We start from the raw sequence: 25,480 nt of genomic DNA on the forward strand, positions 1-25,480 counted from the left end.
CTCCTAATAAATTTAAGTGTGCTTATTTATTATTGCCTTTAAAAAAAGCCCACTTAGTTTCTGTAGTTATAATGGAGATAAATATAGATAGTGAACCAATTAAAAACCTTAAAGTAAAAGGCTCTTTCAAAAATATTAAAGACATTATCCCACCAAATAAAGCTTCTAAGCTTAATATTATAGCAGCATGAGTTGATGAAGTATATTTTTGTGCTACATTTTGAATCAAAAAAGCTATTAATGTACTAAATATACTCAAATACAATATGGGAAATATTGAATCTTTAGTAATACTTTCCACATTGGATTCAAATATAAGTACAAATATTATTGATAATATTCCAGCTACAAACATTTGAATTATAGACAATAGTACTGGATCATGATCTTTAGCAAAATATCCAATGGCAGATATGTGAAGAGCAAAAAATATTGCACATATAAATGTTAAAAATTCACCATATCCAAATTGTAAATTGCTTTCGAAACTTAGTATTCCTATACCTACAAAACAAAGTATAGCTGCTATCACTTCATAGATATCTGGCTTTTTTTTACTTATTCCCCAATATATAAATGGTACCATAACTACATTGGTTGCAGTTATAAAAGCCTGCTTCCCAGCTGTAGTATATTTAAGTCCTACAGTTTGAGTAGCAAATCCTCCAAATAAAAATATTCCTATTATAAAACCTGCCTTCAAATCCTCTAATTTTACTTTCTTAACCCTTTTAAAAAATACTATTAGCATCAATATTGATGAAATCATAAATCTACAAGCTAGTAAATAATAAGGAGTTATATGATCCAAAGCATTCTTTGTAACTACAAATCCACTTCCCCAAATAACAGCAACTAGTAATAATGAAATATCTGCAAACAAACTATTTTTATTTTTCATATTCAACCTCCTTAACTGACTCCTTATATCCATTATAATATAACTTCACCTAACTTTACTACCTATTTTCTCGTAACCTTTTCTTTTTTATCAAATATAATGATATTATTAAATAAAATATAGGTGATCTTATGTATAAAAACTTAATTTATGGAATAAACACTTTAGTCCCTTTAGCAAATGGAATTGAAGTTCCATATATAAATTTTGATAATGCTGCCACTACTCCTCCTTTTGTATCTGTAATAGAAACGATAAATAATTTTTCTCAATACTACTCTTCTGTTCACAGAGGAACAGGATATAAATCCATAATATCTTCTCAGTTTTATGAAAATGCAAGAGATGAAGTATTAAATTTTGTAAAAGGCAACAATAAATATCACACAGTAATATTTGTAAAGAATACAACAGAGGCTATAAATAAATTATCTTATAGATTAAAAGATGAAATAGGAGATGGAATAGTTCTATCCACATATATGGAACATCACTCCAACGATCTTCCTTGGAGAAGTAAATATAAAGTGGATTATGTACAAGTAGATAAAAATGGAAGATTATCTTTAGATCATTTAGAATATCTATTAAAAAAATATAATGGAAAAGTAAAATTATTAACTGTAACTGGTGCTTCCAATGTTACAGGTTATTTAAATCCAATATATAAAATAGCACAAATTGCTCATAAATATGGAAGTAAAATCCTCGTAGATGGAGCTCAATTAGTGCCTCATCATCCAGTGGATATGAAACCCATAGACCATCCTGAACATATTGATTATATTGCTTTCTCTGCTCATAAAATGTATGCCCCTTTTGGTATTGGCGTATTAATTGCACCTAAGGCTACATTTAATAAAGGGCATTCTGAATATGTTGGAGGAGGTACAATAAAATTAGTAACACCTCAAGATGTTATATGGGAAGAACCGCCACAAAAAGAAGAAGCAGGTACTCCTAATCTCTTAGGAGTAGTAGCTTTAATAGAAAGTTTAAAAATATTAAAATCTATAGGTATGAATAAAATATCCAATTATGAAAGAGAACTAACTAAATACACCCTTGAAAGGATAAAAAAAGTACCTCATATAATATTATATGATGATATGGATATTATGAATAAGGTATCTATAATATCCTTCAACATAGAGGGATTATACCATGAAACTGTAGCAAATATTTTATCATTAGAAGGAGGCATTGCTGTAAGAAATGGATGCTTTTGTGCACAGCCCTATATACAGAAACTACTCAATATCTCTATAGAGGAGATGAAAAAGTACAAACAGGATGAAAATCTATTAAGACCAGGTACTGTTAGAATAAGCTTCGGTCTATATAATGATTATCAAGAAGTAAATATTTTAATAGAATTGTTAAACCAAATCGCATACAATAGAAAAAAATATAATTTAAAGTATAAAACCCTCCTTTCTACTTAAAATAGTGGAAAGGAAGGTTGCTTGTGAAGAAAAAGGTGAATATACTCATGTTTAGTGGCGAATACGATAATGCTTTAGCAACTTTAATTCTAGCTAATTCTGCTTTAACCATGGATACTGATTGAATTCCTATGACTCCCTTTTCTAATAGTTAGAACTCCCTCGTTCTATAAATTTTTTCGGATATCTTCATAGACATATAGAACATGATCAAAGAAAGTATTAGCACATATATATTTATCCTATTAATATCCATATCAATTATTTTTTCCAAATAGCCTATATTGTCTAATCCCTCCATCAATTTACTTAAAACCGTTGGCCCTATTACCATCAGTATCCACAACATGGTATTAAAACTCCTTAGACCTTCCCCCACTTTAAAATAAATTGGATAGTATATGGAATAGAATATCAGGGATATATTAGTAACAAAGATAGCATTCCATATACTCGCACCTTTCCCAGTGCTAGCAATTCCTAATTTCAAAATAATATTGGTAAATATCAACACGGTACCACAACTTATTACAATAAATAGTATTAACGCCATGTATTTTGCTCTAACAATATTTTTCCTATCCATTGGGAGACTATTAAGTATTATTTCACTCTTATACTTATCATCGTATCCATTTGTATATATAACAGTAATAAATATAAGTATAATCATCCCAAAAACGTATAGGAGAGTTGACATTAAAGGATCAGGCATTGTAAGCCCCATAGCCGCAATAAACAGTCCATATATTACTGCAAATATATTGATCTTTCTCGACAATATAAAATCCTTTTTTATTAAATTAAACATCCTATCCCTCCCCTATAGATCCCTATTCTTATATAGTTTCATGGATAGAAATAGGGAGATTATATACATTGCTGCGGAAACATATATCATACCTTTTCCCCTAATAAATCCTATACGGCTTACTAAAGATTTATCTCCCACCGAACCCAAATTTGCCATACCAATGAAAAAAGTAAAAAATACTATCATATGGATTATCTGTGCTATCTTAGGGTCAAATATAAAATACGCTGGATAGACTATAGATGTTAAAATCATAATAATAGGTATAGCCTTGATTATCATCTCCAGATTAAAATAATCCACAGGTTTTATTCCTATTGCATTAATTATCCACAAATAAATCCCAACATACACAATCGTGATGGCCAAATACACAAAACTAGATAAATACTTATAAAAAACCATCTCTTCCCTATTTATCGGCAATGAATGAATAATATATTTAGCCTTACCATTAATATCATGAGAAAAAGATAATATGGAAAGAATATAAGTATAGGCTACTATTATTGCAAGGTAAAGCCATTTTAAATCGTAGGATTCTATTATCAGTAGTAAAAATGGTATATAAAATATTATAAAAAATCTATCTCGCTTGTTTGACCACAATAGCATTAAATCCCTCTTAATAATCCCTAGCATACTCCTACCTCCTCACGCTATAAACCATAATGTCTTCTAAACTTGCTTTTTCTATCAACACCTTATCTCCAAATGTGTTTTTTATCTTGTCTAAATTATTGGTCAATCCTTCAAACCCAACTCTAGTTTCTCTTAATCCAATAAATTGCTTTCTAGTATTTTCATCTAATAGGTCCATACCACCTTTTACTATGGCATAGCTCTCCATCACCCCATCCTTAGACTCTGAAAATACCACTTTTCCCTCATTGATGAAGGTTATATAGTCTGCTATCTTCTCCAAATCCGTAGTTATATGAGTGGAAAAAAATATACTTTTGGTATCATCCTGGATAATGTTGTATAAAATATCCAATATCTCCCGTCTAAATACTGGATCCAACCCAGATGTAGGTTCATCCATGATTATTAAGTCAGCATTATGGGATAAGGCAACAGCTAATGAAAACTTCATCTTCATACCTTTAGATAGAGTTTTGATCTTTACCTTTGGATTTAGATCAAATTCTTTAATATAATAGTTAAACTGCTGTTCATCCCATCTTGAATAAAAGGAGGCTACTATGTTTTTCATTTGATTGATAGTCAAATCTTCATAATAATAATTTTCATCATATACAAAGCCTATTCTATCCTTTATCTCCTTCTCGTATTTTACATGATCCTTACCAAATATATTAATCTCCCCACCATCTTTTTTGAGCAGATTCATTATAAGCTTTATAGTGGTACTTTTCCCTGCTCCATTAGGCCCTATAAACCCCATTATATATCCAGGCTCCAATTTAAAACTAATGTCATCTAAAGTAAAATTTTTGAACTGTTTTCTCAAATTCTTAACTTTTAGAATATAATCCATATCTATACCTCCTCAAACAAAATTTTCAACATTTCCTGTATTTCTTCATAATCTAGTCCTAATAATTTGCTTTCCTCTACTATGTCAAGAAGTTTTTCTTCTACGATTTTCAGTTTTTTCTCTCGCATTAATTCCTTGTTCTGCCCTGCTACAAAGGAACCTTTCCCCTGCATAGTTTCAATAAATCCTTCCTTTTCCAACTCATCGTAAGCCCTCTTAGTGGTTATAACAGATATTTGAAGATCCCTAGCTAATCCTCTAATAGAAGGCAATAAATCTCCTTCTTTCAACTCTCCCTTTAAAATCATTCCCTTGATTTGTTGGGATATCTGTTCATATATAGGCTCATCTGATGAATTAGAAACGATAATCTTCATAGCCATCCTCCTAAGCAAAGTATATAGTGTTTATTTTGTATATACTGTATATATAGTCCATATACAGTATAAGCTTATTTTAAAAATTTGTCAATAGTTTTAAATAAATTAATATAGATATAGTTTGTTAACTTGTATAATTTTATAGTTGACATTGCTTTTATAATGGTCTACAATCTTATTGTCAACTTAAATTATTTATCGGTTTACATATAGGAGGGATCATATGAAAATATCTGTAAAGGAAATGGTATTAACTTCTTTATTTACTGCATTAACAGCAATAGGGGCTTTTTTAAGTATACCTGTAGGTAGTGTCCCCATTACGCTACAAAGCTTGTTTGTTGTATTATCTGGACTTTTGCTTGGTCCTAAATTGGGAGCTTTATCTCAACTAATCTATGTATTATTAGGGCTTTCTGGGGTTAGAATATTTGCAGGATTTTCTGGTGGACCTCAAACGGTATTTACACCAAGTTTTGGTTTTTTGATCGGATTTATATTTGCAGCTTTTATAGTTGGACAAATCGTTCATAGTGGCGATAACATAAGCTTTGTAAGAATATTTGTAGCTTCCCTTATAGGAACATTTATCATATATTTATTCGGAGTTCCATATATGTATATGATAATTAACCATGTAATGGGAAAATCCATCTCTTTTGCTACAGCTTTAAAAACTGGGTGCATTATATTTTTACCTGGGGATACATTAAAAGCTATAGTATCTTCTTTGGTAGCATCAAAAGTTCTTCAAAGAATTAAATTGGTTAATGAATAATCAAGTAATTCACAATTTATAATATCATAAACAAATTCTCTATTATATTTATGTTATATCTTAATTAAAATTAAAATTAAACATAAATACAGCTTTACTTATGCTAATTAAATATGCAAATATAAATAAAATTAAAAAAGCAAAAGATAGCAAAGTATTATACAGAACACATAATGACCTAAGTCATTATAATTTACTTTGCTATCTTTCGCCATTAACTAAGATTTGTATTTTAAATCAAAATCACACAATTAATATAATTACCTTTCAACAATCATAGCCATTCCTTGTCCTCCACCTATACATAAAGTGGCTAAACCAGTTTTGACATCTCTTTTTTCCATTTCATAAAGTAATGTAACTACTATTCTAGCACCAGATGCTCCTATAGGATGACCTAATGCAATTGCACCACCATTTACATTTACTTTTTCATCATCAAAATTTAATTCTTTAGCTACTGCCAAAGATTGAGCTGCAAAAGCTTCATTTGCTTCTATAAGATCCATATCATCTATAGTCATATTTACTTTGCTTAGTACCTTTTTAGTAGCAGGTACTGGACCAATTCCCATTATACTTGGATCTACTCCTGCTGCCCCATAAGCCTTAATAGTTGCTAAAGGCTTTAATCCTAATTCTTCCGCCTTTTCCTTAGCCATTAAAACCAAAGCTGCTGCTCCATCATTTATACCCGATGCATTACCAGCTGTTACTGTACCACCTTTTTTAAATGCAGGTCTCAATTTAGCTAAACCTTCAATAGTAGAACCAAATCTTGGATGCTCATCTGTATCTACTATTAGTGGATCACCTTTTCTTTGAGGTACTTCTACAGGAATTATTTCATCTTTAAATCTTCCACTTTTTATAGCTTCTTCTGCCCTTAATTGACTTCTTAATGCAAATTTATCTTGTTCTTCTCTGGTTATATTATACTTTTCTGCTACATTTTCTGCAGTAATTCCCATATGATAATCATTAAATATATCCCAAAGTCCATCTTTCACCATATAATCTTCTAATACTCCATCTCCCATTCTATATCCCCATCTAGCTCCTTTTAAAATATATGGTGCTTGAGACATATTTTCTGTACCTCCTGCTAAAATTATGTCTCCTTCACCTGCCATAATAGATTGAGCTGCTAATGTTATAGCTTTAAGTCCAGAAGCACATACTTTGTTTACCGTATATGAAGGTACTTCTACTGGAATCCCTGAATGTATTGAAATTTGTCTAGCTACATTTTGACCTAACCCAGCTTGTAACACATTCCCAAATATAACTTCATCTACCATATCAGGCTTTATAGTTGCCCTTTTCATGGCTTCTTCAGCAACTACAGTCCCTAATTTTACTGCAGAAACATTCTTAAAACTTCCACCAAATGTTCCTATTGGTGTTCTAACTGCTGATACAATAACAACTTCTCGCATACTTAACTCCTCCTTTTTTTATAATATGCTTAAATTTATCATAAAAGTTAAAGCATATTTAACTTTTTATGTTTATTTATTAAGTGTACTAAATTATAGATTAGTTATATATGTATAATTAGGATTGTTAAATTTTATACTATTACCATTTGTTATAATTTTATCAAAGTTCTACTAATTTTGCAACCCTTATTTGAAAATAATTTTAAAAATCTTCAAAATCAATGTATTTGTTTGATATAATACTTAATGAGAGGAGGGGTATTATGATTGCTGTAACTGGAGAAAATATGAAAGCTATAGACAACTATTGTATAGAAAAATTAGGAATACCTGGAATTGTATTAATGGAAAATGCTGCATTAAAAGTAATTAAAAATATAGACTTAAATAAATTTAATCACTTCACAATTCTTTGTGGTGTTGGTAATAATGGAGGAGATGGATTAGCAGTAGCTAGACATTTGATAGTTAAAGATAAAAAAGTAGATATATTTATACTTGGAAACATAGATAAAGGTAGTCACGATTTTATGATAAATTATAATATACTCAAAAATATGAATATTCCTATAAAATATATAGATAACAAAAAAGATTTAAAAACTTTAGAGGAATCCTTATCAAAATCAGATATGGTAATCGATTCAGTATTTGGAACAGGCTTAACTAGAGAAGTAGAGGGAATATACAAAGATGCATTTTCCCTAGTAAATCAAAAGGGTAAATATATATTATCGATAGATATACCTTCTGGCATGGATTCTGATACTGGGAAAATACTAGGCATAGCTATTAAACCTAACAAAACTATAACCTTTCAACTTATGAAGAAAGGGCTTGTTGATAACAAGAATTTGGCAGGCGATGTAATTGTAGAACCCATAGGAATGCCTAAAATAGCTATAGATACGGTACTTAATACAAATAAAGACCATTAGTATGATTCTAATGGTCTTTATTTGTATCCTTTTAAACCTCGAATTGAAACTTCTCCAGAAAATATACTATCTACAGTTCCATCTTCATACTCCACTATAAGTCTTCCTTCTTCATCTATGTCCAAGGCTTTTCCTGTACGTTCTGTCTCCCCTTGAATTATTCGTATTTTTTTACCTATTAAAATGGATTTTTCTTTTGATATATTAATTACTTTTGATATGTCTCCTGCATTTTTAAAAGGAATATATAAATCCTCAAAATGATTTAAAATAGCTCCTAATAATTTTTTTCTATCCACGCTATGCCCAATAATTTCTTTTAACGATGTAGCTTTATCAACTAATTCTTTACTAAAATCTTTATTTTCTAAATTAACATTTATACCTATTCCCATAATTACATAATTAATCATATTTAATTCACAACTCATCTCTGTAAGAATTCCACATATCTTTTTACCTTGAACTATAATATCATTAGGCCATTTTATATAGGATTCTATCCCTATTTCCTCTAAAGCCTTACTCACAGCAGCAGCTCCAATCAAAGTCAATTTTGCTACCTCTGAAGGAGGTAATTGAGGTTTTAATACAATACTCATCCATATACCTTTACCCTTTGGAGAAAGCCAATCTCTGCCTAAACGTCCTTTACCTTTAGTTTGTTCTTCAGCTATTACAACTGTCCCTTCTTCTACTTCCATAGCCAATTCTTTAGCTTTAATATTAGTTGAATCTACAGTATCAAAATAATATATATTTCTTCCTATAAACTCTGTATTTAAATATTCCTCTACTTCTTCCAACGTTAGTACATCTGGACAATTTAATAATTTATATCCATTTTTAGGCATGGATTCAATCTCATATCCTTCTTCCCTTAAATTATTAATATGCTTCCAGACCGCAGTACGACTTATACCCAACTTATTACTAATCATCTCTCCTGATATAAATTCGTCTTTATGTTCTTTTAACATTGACAATATTTTTTCCCTCATATAACCACATCCCTTAACCAAAACCACATTTATCATCAATATAATCCCAACAAAACCCAACAATATATCTTGTTGGGAATTAATCAACCTTCTAAAAGCTCTTTCAATTCTCCCTTTACCTTATATGGGACATTTTTTAAATCTTGAATATTTTTACTCCCTGTTAATAACATTAAGACCTTCAGTTTATATGTCAAATTGTTCATATATTTATCGACTTTTTCATATCCTCCCTTTATTAAATTCCATAATATATAGCCACTTATTCCTACCATATCTGCTCCTAATACTAAAGATTTAAATACCTCTAAGCTCCCTTTTATGCCACCACTAGATATCAATGTCAATTCTTCTGATATACTCCTACATTGAATTAAGCTAAATGCTGTTGGTATTCCCCAAGTATACATATCCTTAAAATCCATATCTTCATTTCTTTTATCTTCTATTTCAATAAAATTAGTCCCTCCCTTACCAGATATATCTATATATTTTACTCCTATATCAAACAACCTTAAAGCTACATCTTTTGATATTCCAAATCCTACTTCTTTTACTATAACTGGTTTTTCTATATTTAGTACTATATTTTCTATATTCCTTAAAATCCCTTTGAAATTCCTATCTCCTTCTCTCATAACTAGCTCTTGAGCTGGATTTAAATGAATTTGGATTCCGTCTGCTTCTAATAGATCTATTGCAAATTTTACATCTTCTATAGAAGCATGAGCATTTAAATTAGCTATTACTACTCCTTCATTTCCTATATTTTCTCTAACTATTCTAAAAGACTTATGGCTTTCTTTATCTACTAAAGCAATAGTTTGAGAACCTACTGCCATAGGAATATTATATTTACTTGCTATTTTTGATAAATTTTTATTTATTTCCCAGGCAAACTCTGTTCCTCCAGTAATAGCATTTATCATTATAGGATAATCTATTTTTTTTCCTAAAAATTCAGTATTTGTGTTAATTTCTAATAAATTTAATTCAGGTAAAGAATTATGCTCTATAAATACATCATCAAATAGCGTATTCCCACCATGTTTTGATTTTAAATAATAAGCTATATGTTCTCTTTTTCTGTCTTTTCTCAATATATCTTTTCTCATAAAAACCTCTTTCCATTAATTTAATAGATAATCTCCAAACATCTCTTCTATTAAAATTTTAGTTTCCACTTCATCATATATAAAATATGATGTTGTTCCTATATACTCTGGTTTACCAGGCAATGTAGTAAGCTTTATATTATCTAAATTTATTTTCCTTGCTGACATAACACCTTTCATAACTATTTCAAAAGGTACATTTGTATCCACATAATCATAATAAGTTTTAGCCAATTTAGGTAATAATAATAAATTTTTAGGTTTTAATAGTTGTTTCATAAATTCCTTCACAAATATTTGCTGAGCTTTAATGCGTCCTAAATCTCCATCTGGATAAGATCTAAATCTTAAGTACATTAAAGATTCTTCTCCATTTAATGTTTGTAGTCCTGGATCTAAGTGTATATATGGATCAGAATGACGCATTTTAACAGGAACATCTATTTTCACTCCACCAATAGCATCTACTATTTCTTTTACAGCTAAATAATCTACAGTTACATAATATTTTAAATCTATATTTAATAGATCTCTTACAGTTTTTATCGATAAATAAGGACCTCCGTAGGAATGGGCATGGTTTATTCTTTCTAAATTTTTTCTCCCTCTTATATAAACCAATGTATCTCTTGGAATAGATAACAAAGTAACTTCCCCAGTTTTAAAATTATATTTTCCTAATATCATAGTATCAGTTCGCATTCCCGTTGGCTTATGCCTATCTTCACCTTTTATCTTTTTTTCCTTAACCGCTTTTACACCGCCTAATCCATCATTATCATCTATACCCATAATTAAAACTAATATTTCATCTTCATTATCAAGTGATTTTTCCACCTCATCTTCTTCTCCAGTTGAAATAGCTGTCTCTTTATTGGATAAATACATTCCTAACCCTGCAAATAAAATAGAAAAACACACTAATGATATAAAAAATGTAGTCCAAAATTTTTTTTTCATATTTTTATCCCCCATTGTATAATACAACAACTTATACCTTAAATAATACTAAATATAGAGGTATTTTGCAATAAAAATAAAGTTACAATTTAGATACATGAGGATTACCTTCTATATAAAATCTATAGGGAAAGTATTTTGCTTCTTCTGCATAATCTATTCCAATCCTTGTAGTCTCTATAATATTAAAATCTTCACATATCCCTTCTTCTAAATACAATTTGTTACCCCATAGTTTTTCTTTATCTAAAGTTTTATCTATATTAAAGGCCATCGATAATTTTCCTGGTCCATTTGTTAAATTTTCCCTTTGATATTTATTTAACTGCCCATAAGGCTTTCCAAAACGATTTTTAGCCATTTCATCTATTCCTTCTAGGGGTTCTATTGCCCTTATAAGAACTGCTTCTGGGATACCTTTTTCTTTTGTTACTATATTAAAACAATAATACATACCATATATGAAATAAACGTAAGCTCTTCCAGGTTCTCCATACATAGTCTCTACCCTTTTAGTTCTTCTGCCCCCATAAGAATGAGCTGCTTTATCCTTTAAGCCTAAATAGGCTTCTGTTTCAACGATTTTCCCTTTTAATAATTTCCCATCTACATTACGCACCAAAATCTTTCCTAATAATTCTTTTGCTACTATTAATGTATCTCTCATATAAAAATTTTTATCCAATTTCATATATTTTCCGCCTCTCGTGTATTACATTTTCTAATATATACTTTTTTATGTATCTAAAAAACAAAAAGGCAACTTTGCCTTTTTGTTTTTTAAATATTTTATTTTTTATTTTTAATAGACTCTTCTACCATATCTAGTAGTATCTCTTTTCTTAATTCAGAAGCCTTTTCTTTTCCTATTAGGTTTTCTACCAACTTCATAGCAAAACATACTGCTACTGCTGGTCCTCTTGCAGTTATAATATTTCCATCTTGCACTACTAAATCCTCTTTATATATACTTTCTTTTAAGTCCTCTTCAAATCCTGGATAAGAAGTAACTTTTTTCCCTTTTATTATACCTGCTCTTTGAAGTACTATAGGTCCTGCACATATGGCAGCTATAATCTTCCCTTCTTCATTAAATTCCTTAACCAATTTAATAACTCTTTCATCATCCCTTAAATTAGTAGCTCCTGGTATACCTCCTGGAATTACCAGTCCATCATAATCATTGCTGTTATTTATTTCATCAATTTTTTTATCCGCTTCTACTATTATTTTATGAGCTCCTTGCACATTTTTCTCACCTATGGAACATGTATCTACTACAATATCTTTTCTCCTTAAATAATCAACTACTGTAAAAGCTTCTACCTCTTCAAATCCTTCAGCCAAAAATACTATTACCCTTTTCATCTCTATCCCTCCTTAAAATTATTCATATATATTATATCAACAATTTAAAGATTTCCAAAACAAAATAGAGTATTATTATACTTATTTACATTCTTCTAATTTAGCTATCGCCTCATTATGAAGAACAGTTATTTGAGAAATTATATCTTCATCAATTATAAATTGGTTTTCCTCAATTATGTTCATATATTTGCCAATTATATATGATAATACAGTATCTTTACTTTTCATTGTCTTTTTATAGCTAGATAAAACTTCATCTTTTATTTTATATGTTTCTTCATCGTATATTGGAGTATTATCTGCACCTTCTAAGTAAAATATCAAATAGGTTCCATAAAGTCGCAATAATTCTTCACATCTTATACCTTCAGAATGTTTTTTAATATAATTTTCTACTGCCATAAGTCTTTCTGCTAACTCATCAAAAGATATCATTAAAGATCCATCTATTATTGTAGGCTCATTAGAATCCATGGCTTTTATATCTATATAATCCTTTAACTCATCAGATATATATTTATCATATACTTTTAATGCTTCATAATCTATAATAGGATAAAAAGCTCCTTCTAAATTAATTAATCTATATTTGCCTTGTATAATTTTAGATATCAATTCTTTTAAATTATCATTTGTTATCTTTTCTACATTAGCTTCATTAAAAAATAAATATTCCTTTATATCTTCTTTTGATTGCGATCTTAATTGAGGTATTTCAGATAAACTTAATAATTCTGCTTGATAATCATCTGCAAAGAGCTCACTAGCATATTTCTCTATATATTTTTCTTGAATTAATTCTAATTTTTCTATCATCTCTACTCTTTCTTCAGGTAAAACTTTTTCTATATTTTCATCTATATAATTTATCAAATCTACTGGTTCATTATTGTTTTCTACCATATTCCTAAAATCCTTCATTATATCAGAATTTTTATTATCTCCTTCTTTTCCCCTTATACTGTTCTCTTTTGAATTACTGTTTACCCTTTCATCATTTGCTTGTACATTACTATATTTACATCCTGAAAGGGTTAAAATTAATATAAAAACCATTATCATTAATAAAAACTTAGTCTTACTTTTCATATCTTTACCTCTTTCTTATATTTATCTTAAGTATATTATCCTCCATACATTATATCTTATACTTAGAATTTTTTCCACAATTTCAAATTTCACCAGTACATGCTTAGCTATATTGTAAAATTTTATTGTCTTTATAAACAATATATCAATATATTATCTAAAAATCGTTACAAATGAGTTACAAACAATGTTATAATTTAATTAAAAGAAGGAGGTGTAAACATGGATAACAGAGAATATATAGATTTAATAATTAATAAACAAAGAAACTTTTTTAATTTAAATTCCACTAAAGATATATCTTTTAGAATAGAACAACTTAATAAATTAAAAGATCTATTATTAGAATATGAGAATTTAATAATGGATAGCTTGTATAAGGACTTAAAAAAATCTCAATTTGAAAGTTATTCTACTGAAATAGGTATAGTTTTAAGTGAAATATCCCATGCTTTAAAAAATATCAAAGAATGGACAAAAGTAAAAAAAGTAAAGACCCCTATGACAAATTTCAAGTCTAAATCATATATATATCCAGAACCCTATGGAAACGTACTTATTATTTCTCCTTGGAATTATCCTCTGCAACTTACCTTAACTCCATTAATTGGAGCTATAGCAGCAGGAAATACTGCTATCATTAAACCTTCTAGTTCCTCTATTCATACTAGCAAAATAATTGAAAAAATGATAAATGAAAATTTCCCTGAAGAATTTATTCATGTAATTAATATGGATTCCACATCCGCCAATTATCTATTGGATACAAAATTTGATTACATTTTTTATACTGGCAGCGTTTCTGTAGGAAAATTGATAATGGAAAAAGCATCTAAAAATCTAACGCCTATAACTTTAGAATTAGGAGGTAAAAGCCCTTGTATTATAGATAAAGAAGGGGATTTGGATATATTTGCTAAAAGGATTATATGGGGAAAATTTTTAAATGCTGGACAAACTTGTGTAGCACCAGATTACTTATACGTCCATAAGAATATAAAAAATAAATTAATTGAAAAATTAATAAAATACATTGAAGAATTTTATGGCAAAAATATAGAAAATAACGAAGATTATCCAAGAATAATAAATGAAAAACATTTTAATAGGCTAATCTCTTTAATAGATAAAGACAAAGTAGTATATGGTGGAAATTCAAATATAAGTGATTTATTTATATCTCCTACCATAATGGATAATATAACTTGGGAGGACAAGATTATGGAAGATGAAATATTCGGTCCTATACTTCCCATATTGGAATATGAATCTATTGTTGAAGTTATAGAGGAAATAAAATCAAGACCTCGCCCTTTAGCATTATATGTGTTTTCTACTAATTACAAAATAATTGATAAGGTTATAAATAGCTTGTCCTTTGGTGGAGGATGTATTAATGATACTATAATGCACCTAACTAACCCCTATATGCCTTTTGGAGGAGTTGGAGATAGTGGCATGGGAGCGTACCATGGTGAATATAGCTTCCATACATTTACCCATTACAAAAGTATATCTGATAAAAGTATTAGCCCAGATATTAACACTAGATATCCACCTTATAAGGATAAATTAAAATGGGTAAAAAGATTCTTAAAATAAAGTTGTCACCATCGATGGTGACAACTTATTTTAATTTTTCCCATTATACGCTTTTTTATATGGTCTTAGTGTAGATTCTTTTTTTCTTCTTTTAATCTGTTTCTCTTTTATATTGTCATGGGCTGTAGAAAGCATTAGTTTTATTCTATTCAATTGGTTTACTTCACTCGCTCCTGGATCATAGTCAATAGCTACTATATTTGCTTGTGGATATTCTTCTCTAACTGCTTTTATAACCCCTTTGCCAGTTATGTGATTTGGAAGACAGCCAAAGGGCTGTACACATACTATATTTTCAGCACCATTATGGATTAACTCTAACATTTCAGCTGTAAGAAGCCAACCTTCACCATATTGATTTCCTATAGATACTAATCTCTCTGCTTCTTCTGCCAGCTCATATACAGTCATAGGTTCATGAAATCTATTACTGCGTCTTAACGCATCCATTAAAGGTTTCCTATAATATTCCATATATTTTATGGCTATATCACTACCAAGCTTAGGGAGATATCCTTTCGATAAATATTTATATTTATAGGTTGAATTATAACAGCAGTACATTAAAAAGTCTGTTAAATCTGGAACAACTGCTTCTGCTCCTTCCTTTTCTAATATATCTACTATATTGTTATTAGCCATAGGATGATATTTTACCAATATTTCTCCAACTACACCTACTCGAGGTTTTATTAACTCTTCATCTATCTCAAGTTCATCAAAATCTTCAACCATTTGATACACATTTTCTTCATACTCTTTTTTATCTCCTACTTTAACTGCTTGAGAACATTTTTCTAACCAATGTTTTGCTAATAAGTTTGCTGAACCCTTTATCTTTTCATAAGGTCTTACTCGATATAGTAATCTCATAATAAGATCTCCATACATTATCGCCATTATGCCTTTTCTCGCCATTTCCATTGAATAGGTAAATCCAGGATTTGTTTCTATACCCTGAGCTGATACAGCTATAACTGGTATATTTCCAAAACCTGCATCTTTTAAAGCCTTTCTAATAAATCCAATATAATTGGAAGCTCTACATACCCCTCCTGTTTGAGTCATTAACAAAGAAACATTGTCTAAATCATATTTACCTGATTTCAATGCTGCTATATACTGTCCTACAGTTATTATTGATGGATAACAAGCATCATTATTTACATATTTTAAACCTTCATCTACAGCTTTAGGGTCATAAGCAGGTAAAAATTCTAAATGATATCCACAAGTATTTAAAGCATCCTCTAATAATTTAAAGTGTATTGGTGCCATTTGAGGTACTAATATAGTATGATTTTCCCTCATTTCCTTTGTAAATACTACTCGTTTTTCTGGCTTTTCTATTTTTTGTGGTTTAAATCCTCTCTTTTCTCTTTCCTTTAAAGCTGCATTTAAAGATCTTATTCTAATTTTTGCGGCACCTAAATTACTTACTTCATCTATCTTTAATACAGTATATATTTTTTCATAAGCATGAAGTATTTCCTCCACTTGATCCGTTGTTACTGCATCTAATCCACAGCCAAATGAATTTAATTGTATAAGCTCTAAATTTTCCTGAGTTGCTACAAAAGATGCTGCCCTATATAATCTAGAATGATATACCCATTGGTCTAATACTCTTAAAGGTCTATCGGGTTTGGCTAAATGTGCTACTGAATCTTCAGTTAATACTGCCATGCCTAAAGAAGTGATCAATTGAGGTATTCCATGATTTATTTCTGGATCTACATGATAAGGTCTTCCTGCAAGAACTATGCCTCTAATCCCTTCTTCCTCCATATACTTTAAAGTTTCTTCACCTTTTCTTTCTATATCCTTCTTGTAATTAATCAACTCATTCCAAGCCTTATCTACAGCTTTTTTTATTTCTCTATTAGATATAGAGAAAAAAGGCTTTAACTCATCTTTGAGTCTTTTCTTTAAACCTTCTTTATCATCAAAATTCAAGAAAGGATTTAGGAATAAAATATCCTTATCTTTTAATTCATCTACATTATGCTTTATAACTTCAGAATATCCAATAACTACAGGACAATTTAGATGATTATCCGTTTCTTCATCTTCCCTTCGTTCATAGAAAATTGCTGGATAGAATATAAATTTAATTCCCTTTTCCAACAAATCCATTATGTGACCATGGGAAATTTTTGCTGGATAACAAGCAGTCTCACTAGGTATAGAACTTATTCCTTTTTCATAAATTTCTCTATTGGATTGACTCGATAATACCACTCTAAATCCTAATTCAGTAAAAAATGTATGCCAAAATGGATAATTTTCATAAATATTTAAAACTCTAGGTATTCCTACTGTGCCTCTTGTAGCTTCTTCTTCTGATAAAGGCTCATAATCAAAAACCCTATTATACTTATACTCATATAAGTTGGGAATATCCTTAGTGGATTTTTCTACTCCTGTGCCCTTTTCACATCTATTTCCTGTTATATATTTTTTGCCATCTGAAAATATATTGATTGTAAGCAGACAATTGTTTCCACATCCACCACAATTTACTCTGTTAGTTTTATAACTAAAACTATCCAATTCATCCTTTAATAGAATATTAGTTTCTTTACCTTCTTCATACCTTTCTTTTGCAATTAAAGCTGCTCCTAAGGCACCCATCAACCCAGGAATATCTGGTCTTACTACTTTTCTCTTTGATACCAATTCAAAAGCTCTTAAAATAGCATCACCATAAAATGTACCACCTTGTACGACTATATTTTCTCCCATTTCTTCTGGATCTCTGATTTTTATTACCTTTTGTATAGCATTTTTAATTACAGAATAAGATAGCCCTGCAGCTATATCTCCAATACTTGCCCCTTCTTTTTGAGCTTGCTTTACCTTGGAATTCATAAACACTGTACATCTAGAACCTAAGTCTACAGGATTTTCTGCTAGAAGTCCTTCATTTAAAAATTCCTCGACTGACATGTTTAAAGAATGAGCAAAAGTCTCCAAGAAAGAGCCACACCCCGAGGAACAAGCTTCATTTAAAAGTATACTATCTATTACCCCTTCGTTAATCTTCATACACTTCATATCTTGCCCGCCTATATCTAGTATAAAATCTACCTCTGGTTGGAAAAATTGTGCTGCTTTATAATGAGCTATAGTTTCAACTTCCCCTTCATCTATGTTTAAGGCGGCTTTAATAAATTCCTCACCATAACCAGTAACAGCTGAATAAGTAATTCTTTCTCCTTCCGGAAGTTTCTCATATATATCTTTCAATATCTCTACAGTTAAATCTAATGGTTTCCCTCTGTTATTTCCATAATAAGAATAAAGTATATTATTATCTTCATCAATAAGTATAGCTTTAGTAGTAGTAGAGCCAGCATCTATTCCAAGATAACATCTTCCGCTATGCTCTTCTATATTTTTATAAGCCATCTTATGAGTTTTGTGTTCTTTCCTAAATTGTTCCAGTTCTTCTTTATCTTTAAATAAAGGTCTCAACTTGCGAATTTCTGATTCTATTGGTCCTGTAGATTTTAATACTCTATTTTTTAATTCTTCAAAACTAATTGGCTTTTCTTCTATTGAAGAAACTGCTGCACCTATTGCCACAAACAACTGGGAATTATCTGGGAAAATTATTTCATCTTCTTTTAATCCTAAAGTTTCTATATATCTTTTTCTAAGTTCAGGCAAGAAATGTAAAGGTCCTCCTAAAAAAGCTACTTTCCCTTTTATAGGTCTGCCACAAGCTAAATTAGATATGGTTTGATTTACCACCGATTGAAATACTGATGCTGCTATATCCTCTTTAGAAACTCCTTGATTTATTAAAGCTTGAATATCTGTTTTAGCAAATACTCCACAACGTGAAGCTATTGAATATATGGATTTATGCTTTGCAGCTAATTCATTTAGTCCCTCTGCATCGGTTTCTATTAAAGATGCCATCTGATCTATAAATGCACCAGTACCTCCAGCACATATACTGTTCATTCTCTGCTCCACATTACCTTCAAAATATATTATTTTTGCATCTTCACCACCTAATTCAATAGCCACATCAGTTTCTGGAATAAATTCTTTAATTCCAGTAGTTGAAGCAACCACCTCCTGTATAAATGGAATCTCTAACCATTTATGAACAGAAAGCCCACCAGATCCTGTAACCATTATTGTTGCACTCTCATTTTTAAATCTTTTATATGCATCTAGTATTACATCTTTTACACTATTTCTTACATCAGAATAGTGCCTCTTATAAGTACTATATATTATCTCATACGATGAATTTAATGCCACTAATTTAACAGTAGTGGACCCTACATCTAAGCCTAAATGTATCTTTGCCATACCATTGCAGCTAAGCTGCCTACCTCCTTACAATAATTTATATAAAATAATAGACTTCTTTACATAATCTATAGATCAAATGAATTATAGCATAATTATTACTAAATTACAAATACTAGAAAACTATTTGATCTGCATACTAGTATACTATAATTTCACAAAATATACCTATATACTTAATTTATATTCTATCACATTTGTATAATGCTTTGACAATATAAAAAAGTTATTCTCATATATACTATTATACATGTCCTACATGAATTTATGGAAAAAATATTAAAAATTGAAAATTAAAATTGCATAAAATATAATTTTAGTATATAATATTTGTCACAAGGGCGATTAACTCAATGGTAGAGTGTCATCTTGACGTGGTGAAAGTTACAGGTTCGAGCCCTGTATCGCCCACCATACATAAAATTAAAAGGAAAGCCAATATTGACTTTCCTTTTTTTATTCTAGAAACAAAATACTACACATTTTCTAGGAATACATAATATTTGCCCTATTTGTAACCTATTAGGATCTATACTTGGATTAGCATTTATTATTTCCTGTACTGATACATTAAATTTTTGTCCAATTGAAAATAGTGTATCTCCTGCTTTCACAACATAATAAACACCCTCAGGACATGGAGGCAAATATGGTACTGGTTTTGGTTGTGGTATACATATCACTTGCCCTATTTGTAATCTATTAGGATCTATCCCTGGATTAGCATTTATTATTTCTTGCAGCGGAACATTAAACTTTTGGCTTAAATTATATAAGGTATCTCCTGCCTTTATGGTATAATAAAACCCATTAGCACATGGAGGAAGTGGTGCAGTTACCCGAGGTATACATATCACTTGACCTATTTGTAAATTATTTGGATCTATTCCTGGATTAGCATTTATTATTTCTTGTAATGGAACATTAAACTTTTGGCTTAAATTATATAAGGTATCTCCTGACTTTATGGTATAGTAAAAACCATTAGGACATGGAGGAAGCGGTGCAGTTACCTCTCCTGGTATACATATTACTTGCCCTATTTGTAAATTATTTGGATCTATTCCTGGATTTATTGCCATAATTCCTTCTACAGTTGTATTAAACCTACGAGCTAATTGAAATAAAGTATCCCCTGACTTAATCGTGTATGCAAAACTTCCAGTAGGACATTTTTGTTCTATTTGATAGTTTCCTTTCATACTAACCACCTTTCTTTCATATAATTATCTGCACTATATATTATGCAGATAATAGAATAGATGTTAAAATAAAAAATAAAAAAGGAGCTATTAGCTCCTTATATGTTTAAGTTGATCTATATGAAAATTTATTTAATATCATTTTTAGTTTGATACCTCGATCCTTGACAAGAATTTCTCCTTTTTAATTCCTTATCTATACCTGAAAGAACCCTTAATTTATCCAAAGACCATTTAGGTTTATACAATAAATTCTTCTTACCATCTCCTGTTAATCTATGAATTACCATCTCCTCTGGTAACATTTCTAAACCATCTACTACTAAAGATATATACTCCTCTCTACTAAGTATAGGAAAAGGATTTTTAATATAATATTCATATAAATCCGTTCCCTTTTGTATATATAATAAATGAAATTTAACTCCCCAAGTATTGGTATCAGCTACATATCTAACAGAATTTAATATATCTTCTCTAGATTCACCTGGCAATCCAAATATTAAATGAGTAACTATCTTTATATTTTTATCCTTTAACTCTTGTATAGCTTTATTGTAAATTTTCAAAGGGTATCCCCGTCTAATAAAATTACTAGTTCTTTCATGGATAGTTTGAAGACCTAATTCCACCCAAAGGTAAGTTTTTTGATTAATATTAGCTAAAAGCTCTAGCACATCTTTTGATAAACAGTCAGGTCTTGTAGCTATAGCTAATCCTACTACCCCGTCTTGAGAAAGAGCTTCATAATATTTTTTCTTCAAATCTTCAATAGAAGAATAAGTATTAGTAAAGTTTTGAAAATAAGCAATATATTTATCAGTATTCCATTTATTTGATAAAAGCCTTTTTTGCTCTTCAATTTGCTCTTTTATGCTTAAATTTCTAGAACCTGTAAATTCACCAGCACCTTCCTCACCACAAAAAATACAACCTCTACATCCAATGGTTCCATCTCTGTTAGGACAGGTAAATCCCCCATCTAAAGATAATTTCATAACTTTTTTCCCAAATTGTTTTCTCAATTCATAATTTAAAGTATGATATCTTTTATCTCCCCACATTATAGTCAATCCTTATTATGTTTAGAAAAGTATATTTTTTAAGTTTACTACTTTCGCTTTTTATATATTTTATGTATTTATATTCTCTATATATTATAGTACCATATTTTATATATGTACAATGGACTTTTTACCATTCATTTATAAAATCAATATATTACTTATTTTTCCCATCTTTAATAACAGTTTGAATACATTTATCTTTATTAAAATCTTCATAATAAGTAGCATCTACTTGGATATGGGGAATCGTTTTTGTTTCCATATTTATTGTACCATCTTGATTTATCCCTAATTCTCTACTATATCTAACTGCAAATTTGCTTTTTGGTAGAAAAGTAATGGGAATTTCTTCGAAAACTCTGCCTCCACCAGTAACTTCTCCAACTAATGTTGCAAAGCCTGTATCTTTAGCAAAAGAAGCAAATTTTTCAGCAGCTGAAAAAACATTCCTATCTACTAACAAATATATCTTCCCCTTAAAGTCTATATTCTCTTCAAAGTTTTCTTCAAGATTATGGTAAGCATCCAGTGAATTTATATCAATAGAATAGGTCTTGTAAAAATCAAAATCTGTTTTTACTTCTTCTGGGAATTTACATAGTACTTTTTCATCTAATTGTTGAATAGTAGTTAAATTTTGAACTCTAAATGGATCATATTTATATCTATGCCCATCTTTAAAAAATGCATAATATTTAGCATTTAAAGGTTTATCAATCAGTAATTTTACAATGTTTTCCCAATAGACATCAAATCCTTCATCATTACCCCTTATATCGATAATTAGTTTTTCGTAATCCTCTACTTCTTTTAAAAATTCCTTTATTTTACCATAATCCTCCTCAGCAACATCAAAACCAGCCATTTTTTTAATTTTCATATACGCTATTTTATCCTCTATTAATATATCAGTTTCTAAAACAGGTTCTTTATATAATTGAATGTTTTCTATATTTCCATCAAATTGATATCTATACATAACATAAGGACTAGAAAAAGTATCAAACCAAAAGAAGTCCTTGAAGTTTTCACTTTCAGCAAAGGATAAATAATAGGACTTAAAAAACTTTCTAAAATCTTCCCCTTCTAAAATATTCGTGTAGCCGTCATTTAAGTCCCCCAGTATCCTTTCCATAGCCACTAAAAATTCTGCATCGTTTTTTGTATTTCTAATTATCCTTTTGTATTTTCCTTTATTTCCTAACCAATCTACACCATGTAGCCTTTGGTTTACTAAAATAATAGCCTTGAGCTTTATCACATCCAATTTTCTTTAGTATATCAAGTTGTTCCTTAGTTTCTACGCCTTCAGCTGTTACCAATATATCAAATTGCTTAGCTAATACTGTTATGGTTCTTGAAATAGCTCTATTTTTTTCATTAGTTTCTATATCCCATATAAAAGCTCTATCTATCTTAATTTCATTAATACTCATTTCTCTTAAATATTTTAAACTAGAATAGCCTGTGCCAAAATCATCCATAATTACAGATACCCCTAATTGTTTTAGTCTATTTAATACATCTATAGTATATTCAATATCTGATATGGCAGTAGTTTCTGTTATCTCTAGCCCTAGATATTCAGGTTCTAATCCTGTTTCTTCTAGTATGTTAGATACTGTATCTAAAAAATTATAATATTGAAATTGTCTAGCTGATATATTAACTGATATCCTTCTAGGTTTATAACCCTTTTGAATCCATTCTTTGTTTTGCCTACAAGCCTCCCTTAGTACCCATTCTCCAATAGGCACTATTAATCCTGTATCTTCCGCTAATGGAATAAACTTATCTGGAAATACCAATCCCCTTTTAGGATTGTTCCAGCGAATTAATGCTTCCATGCCAATTATCTTTTCCCTTTTAATATCTATTTTAGGTTGATAATATAATACAAATTCTTCATTATTTACTGCTTGTCTCAATTCATTTAACATAGTTAAATTTTCATATTCCTTTATACCAATTGTTTCATCATATATAAAATAGCTATTTCCCCCTACATCCTTAGCTCTATATAAAGCAGCTTCTGCATTTTTTATTAAAGATGAACTAGTAATCCCTGCCTCTGGATATACTGCTATACCTATACTTGTAGTTAAATATAATTTATATCCTTCAACTATTAAAGGCTGCTTAAAATCTTCAATTATTCTTTTAGCTACATCAACAGCTTCGCCTTCATCCATTAAATCCTTTATAAGTATAAAAAATCCATCCCCTTCACCTCTTGCTATTAAATTTCCTTCACCAATTAATTTCTCTAATCTTAATCCAATTAATCTTAAAATTTCATCTCCTATATCATGACCCAATGTATTATTTATATGTTTAAATTTATCTAAATTTAAGTACAACACTGCTAATTTTATATTTTTATCTATATTCTTATTTAATTCTTCGATAAAATACAATCTATTAGGAAGAGATGTTTTTGGATCAAAATAGGCAAGTCTATATATCTCCTGTTGTTGCATCATCAAGTTTTTATTTGCAATTTCCAATTCATTGGTTCTTTTAGATACTTCAATTTTAAGTTTTTTATTCCAATAGTATAATCCTAATATAATAATGGTAATTATCAATAGTATTATAAATATCTCTTTGATATAACCTAATAACATAAATCTTCCAAAGGACAATTCATCTCCAAACCATTTTTTATATATCTTATCATAAGTACCATCTTCTTTTATTTTATCTATACCAGCATTCAATAACTCATATACCTCTTCATTTCCTTTATATGTTACAGGACCATAAGCTGTTTCCCCTATAGGCATACCAACTATTTTCACTTTATTAGTTTCTTTCATCTTATTTAACTGATATATAGCAGCTATCTTGTTACCTATAAAAGCATCAACTTCTCCATCTAACAAAGCCTTAATCCCTTCCAATTGATTATATCTTGGTACCATAATTGCACCAGATATATCCTTGATTCTATCTTCATTTATATCTCCTATCTGATAAGCTACTCTTACTCCTTTTAAATCTTCTATATCTTTTATATGTTCTGTATCTTTTCTTACAAATATAGCACTGGAATTAATAATAGTAGATTGAGTAAAAAGATATTTTCCCTCTCTCTCAGGAGTTCTAGACATACCTTGAATAGCATCTACATAATGATTTTCAAGAGCAGAAACTGCCTCTGACCATTTCATAGGAATCAATTGGATTTCTACGTTCATAGTTTCACTTATGGCTTTCATTATATCTACATTAAATCCTTTATAATTACCTTTATCATCCACAAATTCATAAGGAGGAAAATTATTATCCCCAGCAACTTTTATTTTAAATTTATTTTCATCTTTAATAAACTCATATGCTTCAGAGTTTTTATAATTATAAAATAGCAAAATACAAACAACAATAAGTATAATGCTAAGTATTTTTTGCTTTCTATGCATTTCACTCATCCTCAATAATATAAACCTACTTATCATTAAGTTATAAGCTTATTCTCTTTATACCCAATTATCTAGTAACATACTAGCCTTCCAAATAATTGTTATTAAAAAATAGTTAAAAAC

The 25,480-nt window shown here is 29.5% G+C and carries 22 protein-coding genes and 1 tRNA gene; 6 read left to right on the plus strand and 17 right to left on the minus strand.

All coding sequences use genetic code 11. The annotated features are described in order from the left end of the window. Nucleotides 1–22 precede the first annotated feature (22 nt). Nucleotides 23–901, minus strand: a complete 879-nt coding sequence (locus JL105_RS10345; RefSeq protein WP_132028589.1) for a DMT family transporter — start codon at nt 899–901, stop codon at nt 23–25. Between the two features lie 131 nt (nt 902–1,032). Here JL105_RS10345 and JL105_RS10350 point away from each other — a divergent pair, with 131 nt between their 5' ends. After that, nucleotides 1,033–2,346 carry an aminotransferase class V-fold PLP-dependent enzyme gene (locus tag JL105_RS10350; protein WP_132028592.1) on the plus strand — a complete coding sequence of 438 codons (1,314 nt, stop codon included), beginning with the start codon at nt 1,033–1,035 and terminating at the stop codon, nt 2,344–2,346. 23 nt (nt 2,347–2,369) lie between these two features. Continuing rightward, the gene (locus JL105_RS10355; protein WP_132028594.1) at nt 2,370–2,471 is read left to right on the plus strand and encodes a DsrE/DsrF/DrsH-like family protein; all 102 of its coding nucleotides are present in this window, start codon (nt 2,370–2,372) and stop codon (nt 2,469–2,471) included. A gap of 26 nt (nt 2,472–2,497) precedes the next feature. Here the strand turns inward: JL105_RS10355 and JL105_RS10360 are convergent, their stop codons facing one another. From JL105_RS10360 to JL105_RS10375, 4 genes are read right to left on the minus strand one after another with little or no spacing between them, the layout of a single operon-like run. After that, a complete protein-coding gene (locus tag JL105_RS10360) occupies nt 2,498–3,157 on the minus strand; it encodes an ABC-2 transporter permease (protein ID WP_132028597.1) in 660 nt (219 codons plus the stop codon). A 12-nt stretch (nt 3,158–3,169) separates the two neighbouring features. Next, nucleotides 3,170–3,802 (minus strand): ABC-2 transporter permease, encoded by a 633-nt coding sequence (locus JL105_RS10365; protein WP_132028600.1) that lies wholly within the window; start codon nt 3,800–3,802, stop codon nt 3,170–3,172. 4 nt (nt 3,803–3,806) lie between these two features. Next, nucleotides 3,807–4,661 carry an ABC transporter ATP-binding protein gene (locus tag JL105_RS10370; protein ID WP_132028603.1) on the minus strand — a complete coding sequence of 285 codons (855 nt, stop codon included), beginning with the start codon at nt 4,659–4,661 and terminating at the stop codon, nt 3,807–3,809. 2 nt (nt 4,662–4,663) lie between these two features. Further along, complete coding sequence (locus JL105_RS10375) at nt 4,664–5,038, minus strand: GntR family transcriptional regulator (protein ID WP_132028606.1); 375 nt, start codon at nt 5,036–5,038, stop codon at nt 4,664–4,666. Between the two features lie 226 nt (nt 5,039–5,264). Between JL105_RS10375 and JL105_RS10380 the strand changes: the two genes are divergently transcribed. Next, entirely contained in the window at nt 5,265–5,819 is a 555-nt protein-coding gene (locus JL105_RS10380) for a biotin transporter BioY (RefSeq protein WP_132028609.1), read from the plus strand. 260 nt (nt 5,820–6,079) lie between these two features. Here the strand turns inward: JL105_RS10380 and JL105_RS10385 are convergent, their stop codons facing one another. Beyond that, on the minus strand, nt 6,080–7,258 hold the full coding sequence (locus tag JL105_RS10385) for an acetyl-CoA C-acetyltransferase (protein ID WP_132028612.1): 1,179 nt from the start codon (nt 7,256–7,258) through the stop codon (nt 6,080–6,082). Between the two features lie 266 nt (nt 7,259–7,524). On the opposite strand from JL105_RS10385, the gene JL105_RS10390 reads away from it, so the two are divergent. After that, complete coding sequence (locus JL105_RS10390) at nt 7,525–8,199, plus strand: NAD(P)H-hydrate epimerase (RefSeq protein ID WP_132028615.1); 675 nt, start codon at nt 7,525–7,527, stop codon at nt 8,197–8,199. A 17-nt stretch (nt 8,200–8,216) separates the two neighbouring features. Here JL105_RS10390 and JL105_RS10395 read toward each other — a convergent pair whose 3' ends face one another. The 6 genes from JL105_RS10395 to JL105_RS10420 form a co-directional block, all read right to left on the minus strand. Then, nucleotides 8,217–9,200, minus strand: a complete 984-nt coding sequence (locus JL105_RS10395; RefSeq protein WP_132028618.1) for a biotin--[acetyl-CoA-carboxylase] ligase — start codon at nt 9,198–9,200, stop codon at nt 8,217–8,219. Between the two features lie 83 nt (nt 9,201–9,283). Further along, complete coding sequence (gene fni / locus JL105_RS10400; protein ID WP_202690515.1) at nt 9,284–10,315, minus strand: type 2 isopentenyl-diphosphate Delta-isomerase; 1,032 nt, start codon at nt 10,313–10,315, stop codon at nt 9,284–9,286. 15 nt (nt 10,316–10,330) lie between these two features. Next, nucleotides 10,331–11,275, minus strand: a complete 945-nt coding sequence (locus JL105_RS10405; protein ID WP_132028621.1) for an LCP family protein — start codon at nt 11,273–11,275, stop codon at nt 10,331–10,333. 82 nt (nt 11,276–11,357) lie between these two features. Continuing rightward, nucleotides 11,358–11,966 carry a DNA-3-methyladenine glycosylase gene (locus tag JL105_RS10410; RefSeq protein WP_132028624.1) on the minus strand — a complete coding sequence of 203 codons (609 nt, stop codon included), beginning with the start codon at nt 11,964–11,966 and terminating at the stop codon, nt 11,358–11,360. 98 nt (nt 11,967–12,064) lie between these two features. Next, complete coding sequence (locus JL105_RS10415) at nt 12,065–12,643, minus strand: DJ-1 family glyoxalase III (protein WP_132028627.1); 579 nt, start codon at nt 12,641–12,643, stop codon at nt 12,065–12,067. 81 nt (nt 12,644–12,724) lie between these two features. Then, nucleotides 12,725–13,735, minus strand: coding sequence for a hypothetical protein (locus JL105_RS10420; protein ID WP_132028630.1), 1,011 nt, complete (start codon nt 13,733–13,735; stop codon nt 12,725–12,727). 222 nt (nt 13,736–13,957) lie between these two features. Here JL105_RS10420 and JL105_RS10425 point away from each other — a divergent pair, with 222 nt between their 5' ends. Next, entirely contained in the window at nt 13,958–15,337 is a 1,380-nt protein-coding gene (locus tag JL105_RS10425; RefSeq protein WP_132028633.1) for an aldehyde dehydrogenase, read from the plus strand. A 30-nt stretch (nt 15,338–15,367) separates the two neighbouring features. Here the strand turns inward: JL105_RS10425 and JL105_RS10430 are convergent, their stop codons facing one another. Further along, nucleotides 15,368–19,666 carry a 2-hydroxyacyl-CoA dehydratase gene (locus JL105_RS10430; RefSeq protein WP_132028636.1) on the minus strand — a complete coding sequence of 1,433 codons (4,299 nt, stop codon included), beginning with the start codon at nt 19,664–19,666 and terminating at the stop codon, nt 15,368–15,370. A 339-nt stretch (nt 19,667–20,005) separates the two neighbouring features. On the opposite strand from JL105_RS10430, the gene JL105_RS10435 reads away from it, so the two are divergent. Continuing rightward, a tRNA-Val gene (locus JL105_RS10435) sits at nt 20,006–20,080 on the plus strand. Between the two features lie 47 nt (nt 20,081–20,127). Here JL105_RS10435 and JL105_RS10440 read toward each other — a convergent pair. The 4 genes from JL105_RS10440 to JL105_RS10455 form a co-directional block, all read right to left on the minus strand. Further along, nucleotides 20,128–20,868 (minus strand): LysM peptidoglycan-binding domain-containing protein, encoded by a 741-nt coding sequence (locus tag JL105_RS10440; RefSeq protein ID WP_132028639.1) that lies wholly within the window; start codon nt 20,866–20,868, stop codon nt 20,128–20,130. 128 nt (nt 20,869–20,996) lie between these two features. Continuing rightward, nucleotides 20,997–21,932 (minus strand): tRNA modification radical SAM protein MnmL/YtqA, encoded by a 936-nt coding sequence (gene mnmL / locus JL105_RS10445; protein ID WP_132028642.1) that lies wholly within the window; start codon nt 21,930–21,932, stop codon nt 20,997–20,999. A gap of 157 nt (nt 21,933–22,089) precedes the next feature. Beyond that, on the minus strand, nt 22,090–23,196 hold the full coding sequence (locus tag JL105_RS10450; RefSeq protein WP_158280036.1) for a S41 family peptidase: 1,107 nt from the start codon (nt 23,194–23,196) through the stop codon (nt 22,090–22,092). Next, entirely contained in the window at nt 23,129–25,357 is a 2,229-nt protein-coding gene (locus JL105_RS10455; protein ID WP_158280037.1) for an EAL domain-containing protein, read from the minus strand. Before JL105_RS10455 ends, JL105_RS10450 begins: the two co-directional genes overlap by 68 nt. Nucleotides 25,358–25,480 lie beyond the last annotated feature (123 nt).

The sequence above is a fragment of the Keratinibaculum paraultunense genome (assembly GCF_016767175.1).
Classification (GTDB): Bacteria; Bacillota; Clostridia; order Tissierellales; family Tepidimicrobiaceae; genus Keratinibaculum; species Keratinibaculum paraultunense.

Bases quoted from the DNA above. Each gene is read 5' to 3' on its own strand.
- JL105_RS10440 (WP_132028639.1), bottom strand. From the start codon at position 20,868: ATGAAAGGAAACTATCAAATAGAACAAAAATGTCCTACTGGAAGTTTT.
- JL105_RS10365 (WP_132028600.1), bottom strand. From the start codon at position 3,802: ATGCTAGGGATTATTAAGAGGGATTTAATGCTATTGTGGTCAAACAAG.
- JL105_RS10395 (WP_132028618.1), bottom strand. From the start codon at position 9,200: ATGAGGGAAAAAATATTGTCAATGTTAAAAGAACATAAAGACGAATTT.
- JL105_RS10420 (WP_132028630.1), bottom strand. From the start codon at position 13,735: ATGAAAAGTAAGACTAAGTTTTTATTAATGATAATGGTTTTTATATTA.
- JL105_RS10425 (WP_132028633.1), top strand. From the start codon at position 13,958: ATGGATAACAGAGAATATATAGATTTAATAATTAATAAACAAAGAAAC.
- JL105_RS10350 (WP_132028592.1), top strand. From the start codon at position 1,033: ATGTATAAAAACTTAATTTATGGAATAAACACTTTAGTCCCTTTAGCA.
- JL105_RS10370 (WP_132028603.1), bottom strand. From the start codon at position 4,661: ATGGATTATATTCTAAAAGTTAAGAATTTGAGAAAACAGTTCAAAAAT.
- JL105_RS10390 (WP_132028615.1), top strand. From the start codon at position 7,525: ATGATTGCTGTAACTGGAGAAAATATGAAAGCTATAGACAACTATTGT.
- JL105_RS10430 (WP_132028636.1), bottom strand. From the start codon at position 19,666: ATGGCAAAGATACATTTAGGCTTAGATGTAGGGTCCACTACTGTTAAA.
- JL105_RS10380 (WP_132028609.1), top strand. From the start codon at position 5,265: ATGAAAATATCTGTAAAGGAAATGGTATTAACTTCTTTATTTACTGCA.
- JL105_RS10415 (WP_132028627.1), bottom strand. From the start codon at position 12,643: ATGAAAAGGGTAATAGTATTTTTGGCTGAAGGATTTGAAGAGGTAGAA.
- JL105_RS10375 (WP_132028606.1), bottom strand. From the start codon at position 5,038: ATGAAGATTATCGTTTCTAATTCATCAGATGAGCCTATATATGAACAG.
- fni (WP_202690515.1), bottom strand. From the start codon at position 10,315: ATGAGAAAAGATATATTGAGAAAAGACAGAAAAAGAGAACATATAGCT.
- JL105_RS10455 (WP_158280037.1), bottom strand. From the start codon at position 25,357: ATGCATAGAAAGCAAAAAATACTTAGCATTATACTTATTGTTGTTTGT.
- JL105_RS10405 (WP_132028621.1), bottom strand. From the start codon at position 11,275: ATGAAAAAAAAATTTTGGACTACATTTTTTATATCATTAGTGTGTTTT.
- JL105_RS10345 (WP_132028589.1), bottom strand. From the start codon at position 901: ATGAAAAATAAAAATAGTTTGTTTGCAGATATTTCATTATTACTAGTT.
- mnmL (WP_132028642.1), bottom strand. From the start codon at position 21,932: ATGTGGGGAGATAAAAGATATCATACTTTAAATTATGAATTGAGAAAA.
- JL105_RS10360 (WP_132028597.1), bottom strand. From the start codon at position 3,157: ATGTTTAATTTAATAAAAAAGGATTTTATATTGTCGAGAAAGATCAAT.
- JL105_RS10410 (WP_132028624.1), bottom strand. From the start codon at position 11,966: ATGAAATTGGATAAAAATTTTTATATGAGAGATACATTAATAGTAGCA.
- JL105_RS10385 (WP_132028612.1), bottom strand. From the start codon at position 7,258: ATGCGAGAAGTTGTTATTGTATCAGCAGTTAGAACACCAATAGGAACA.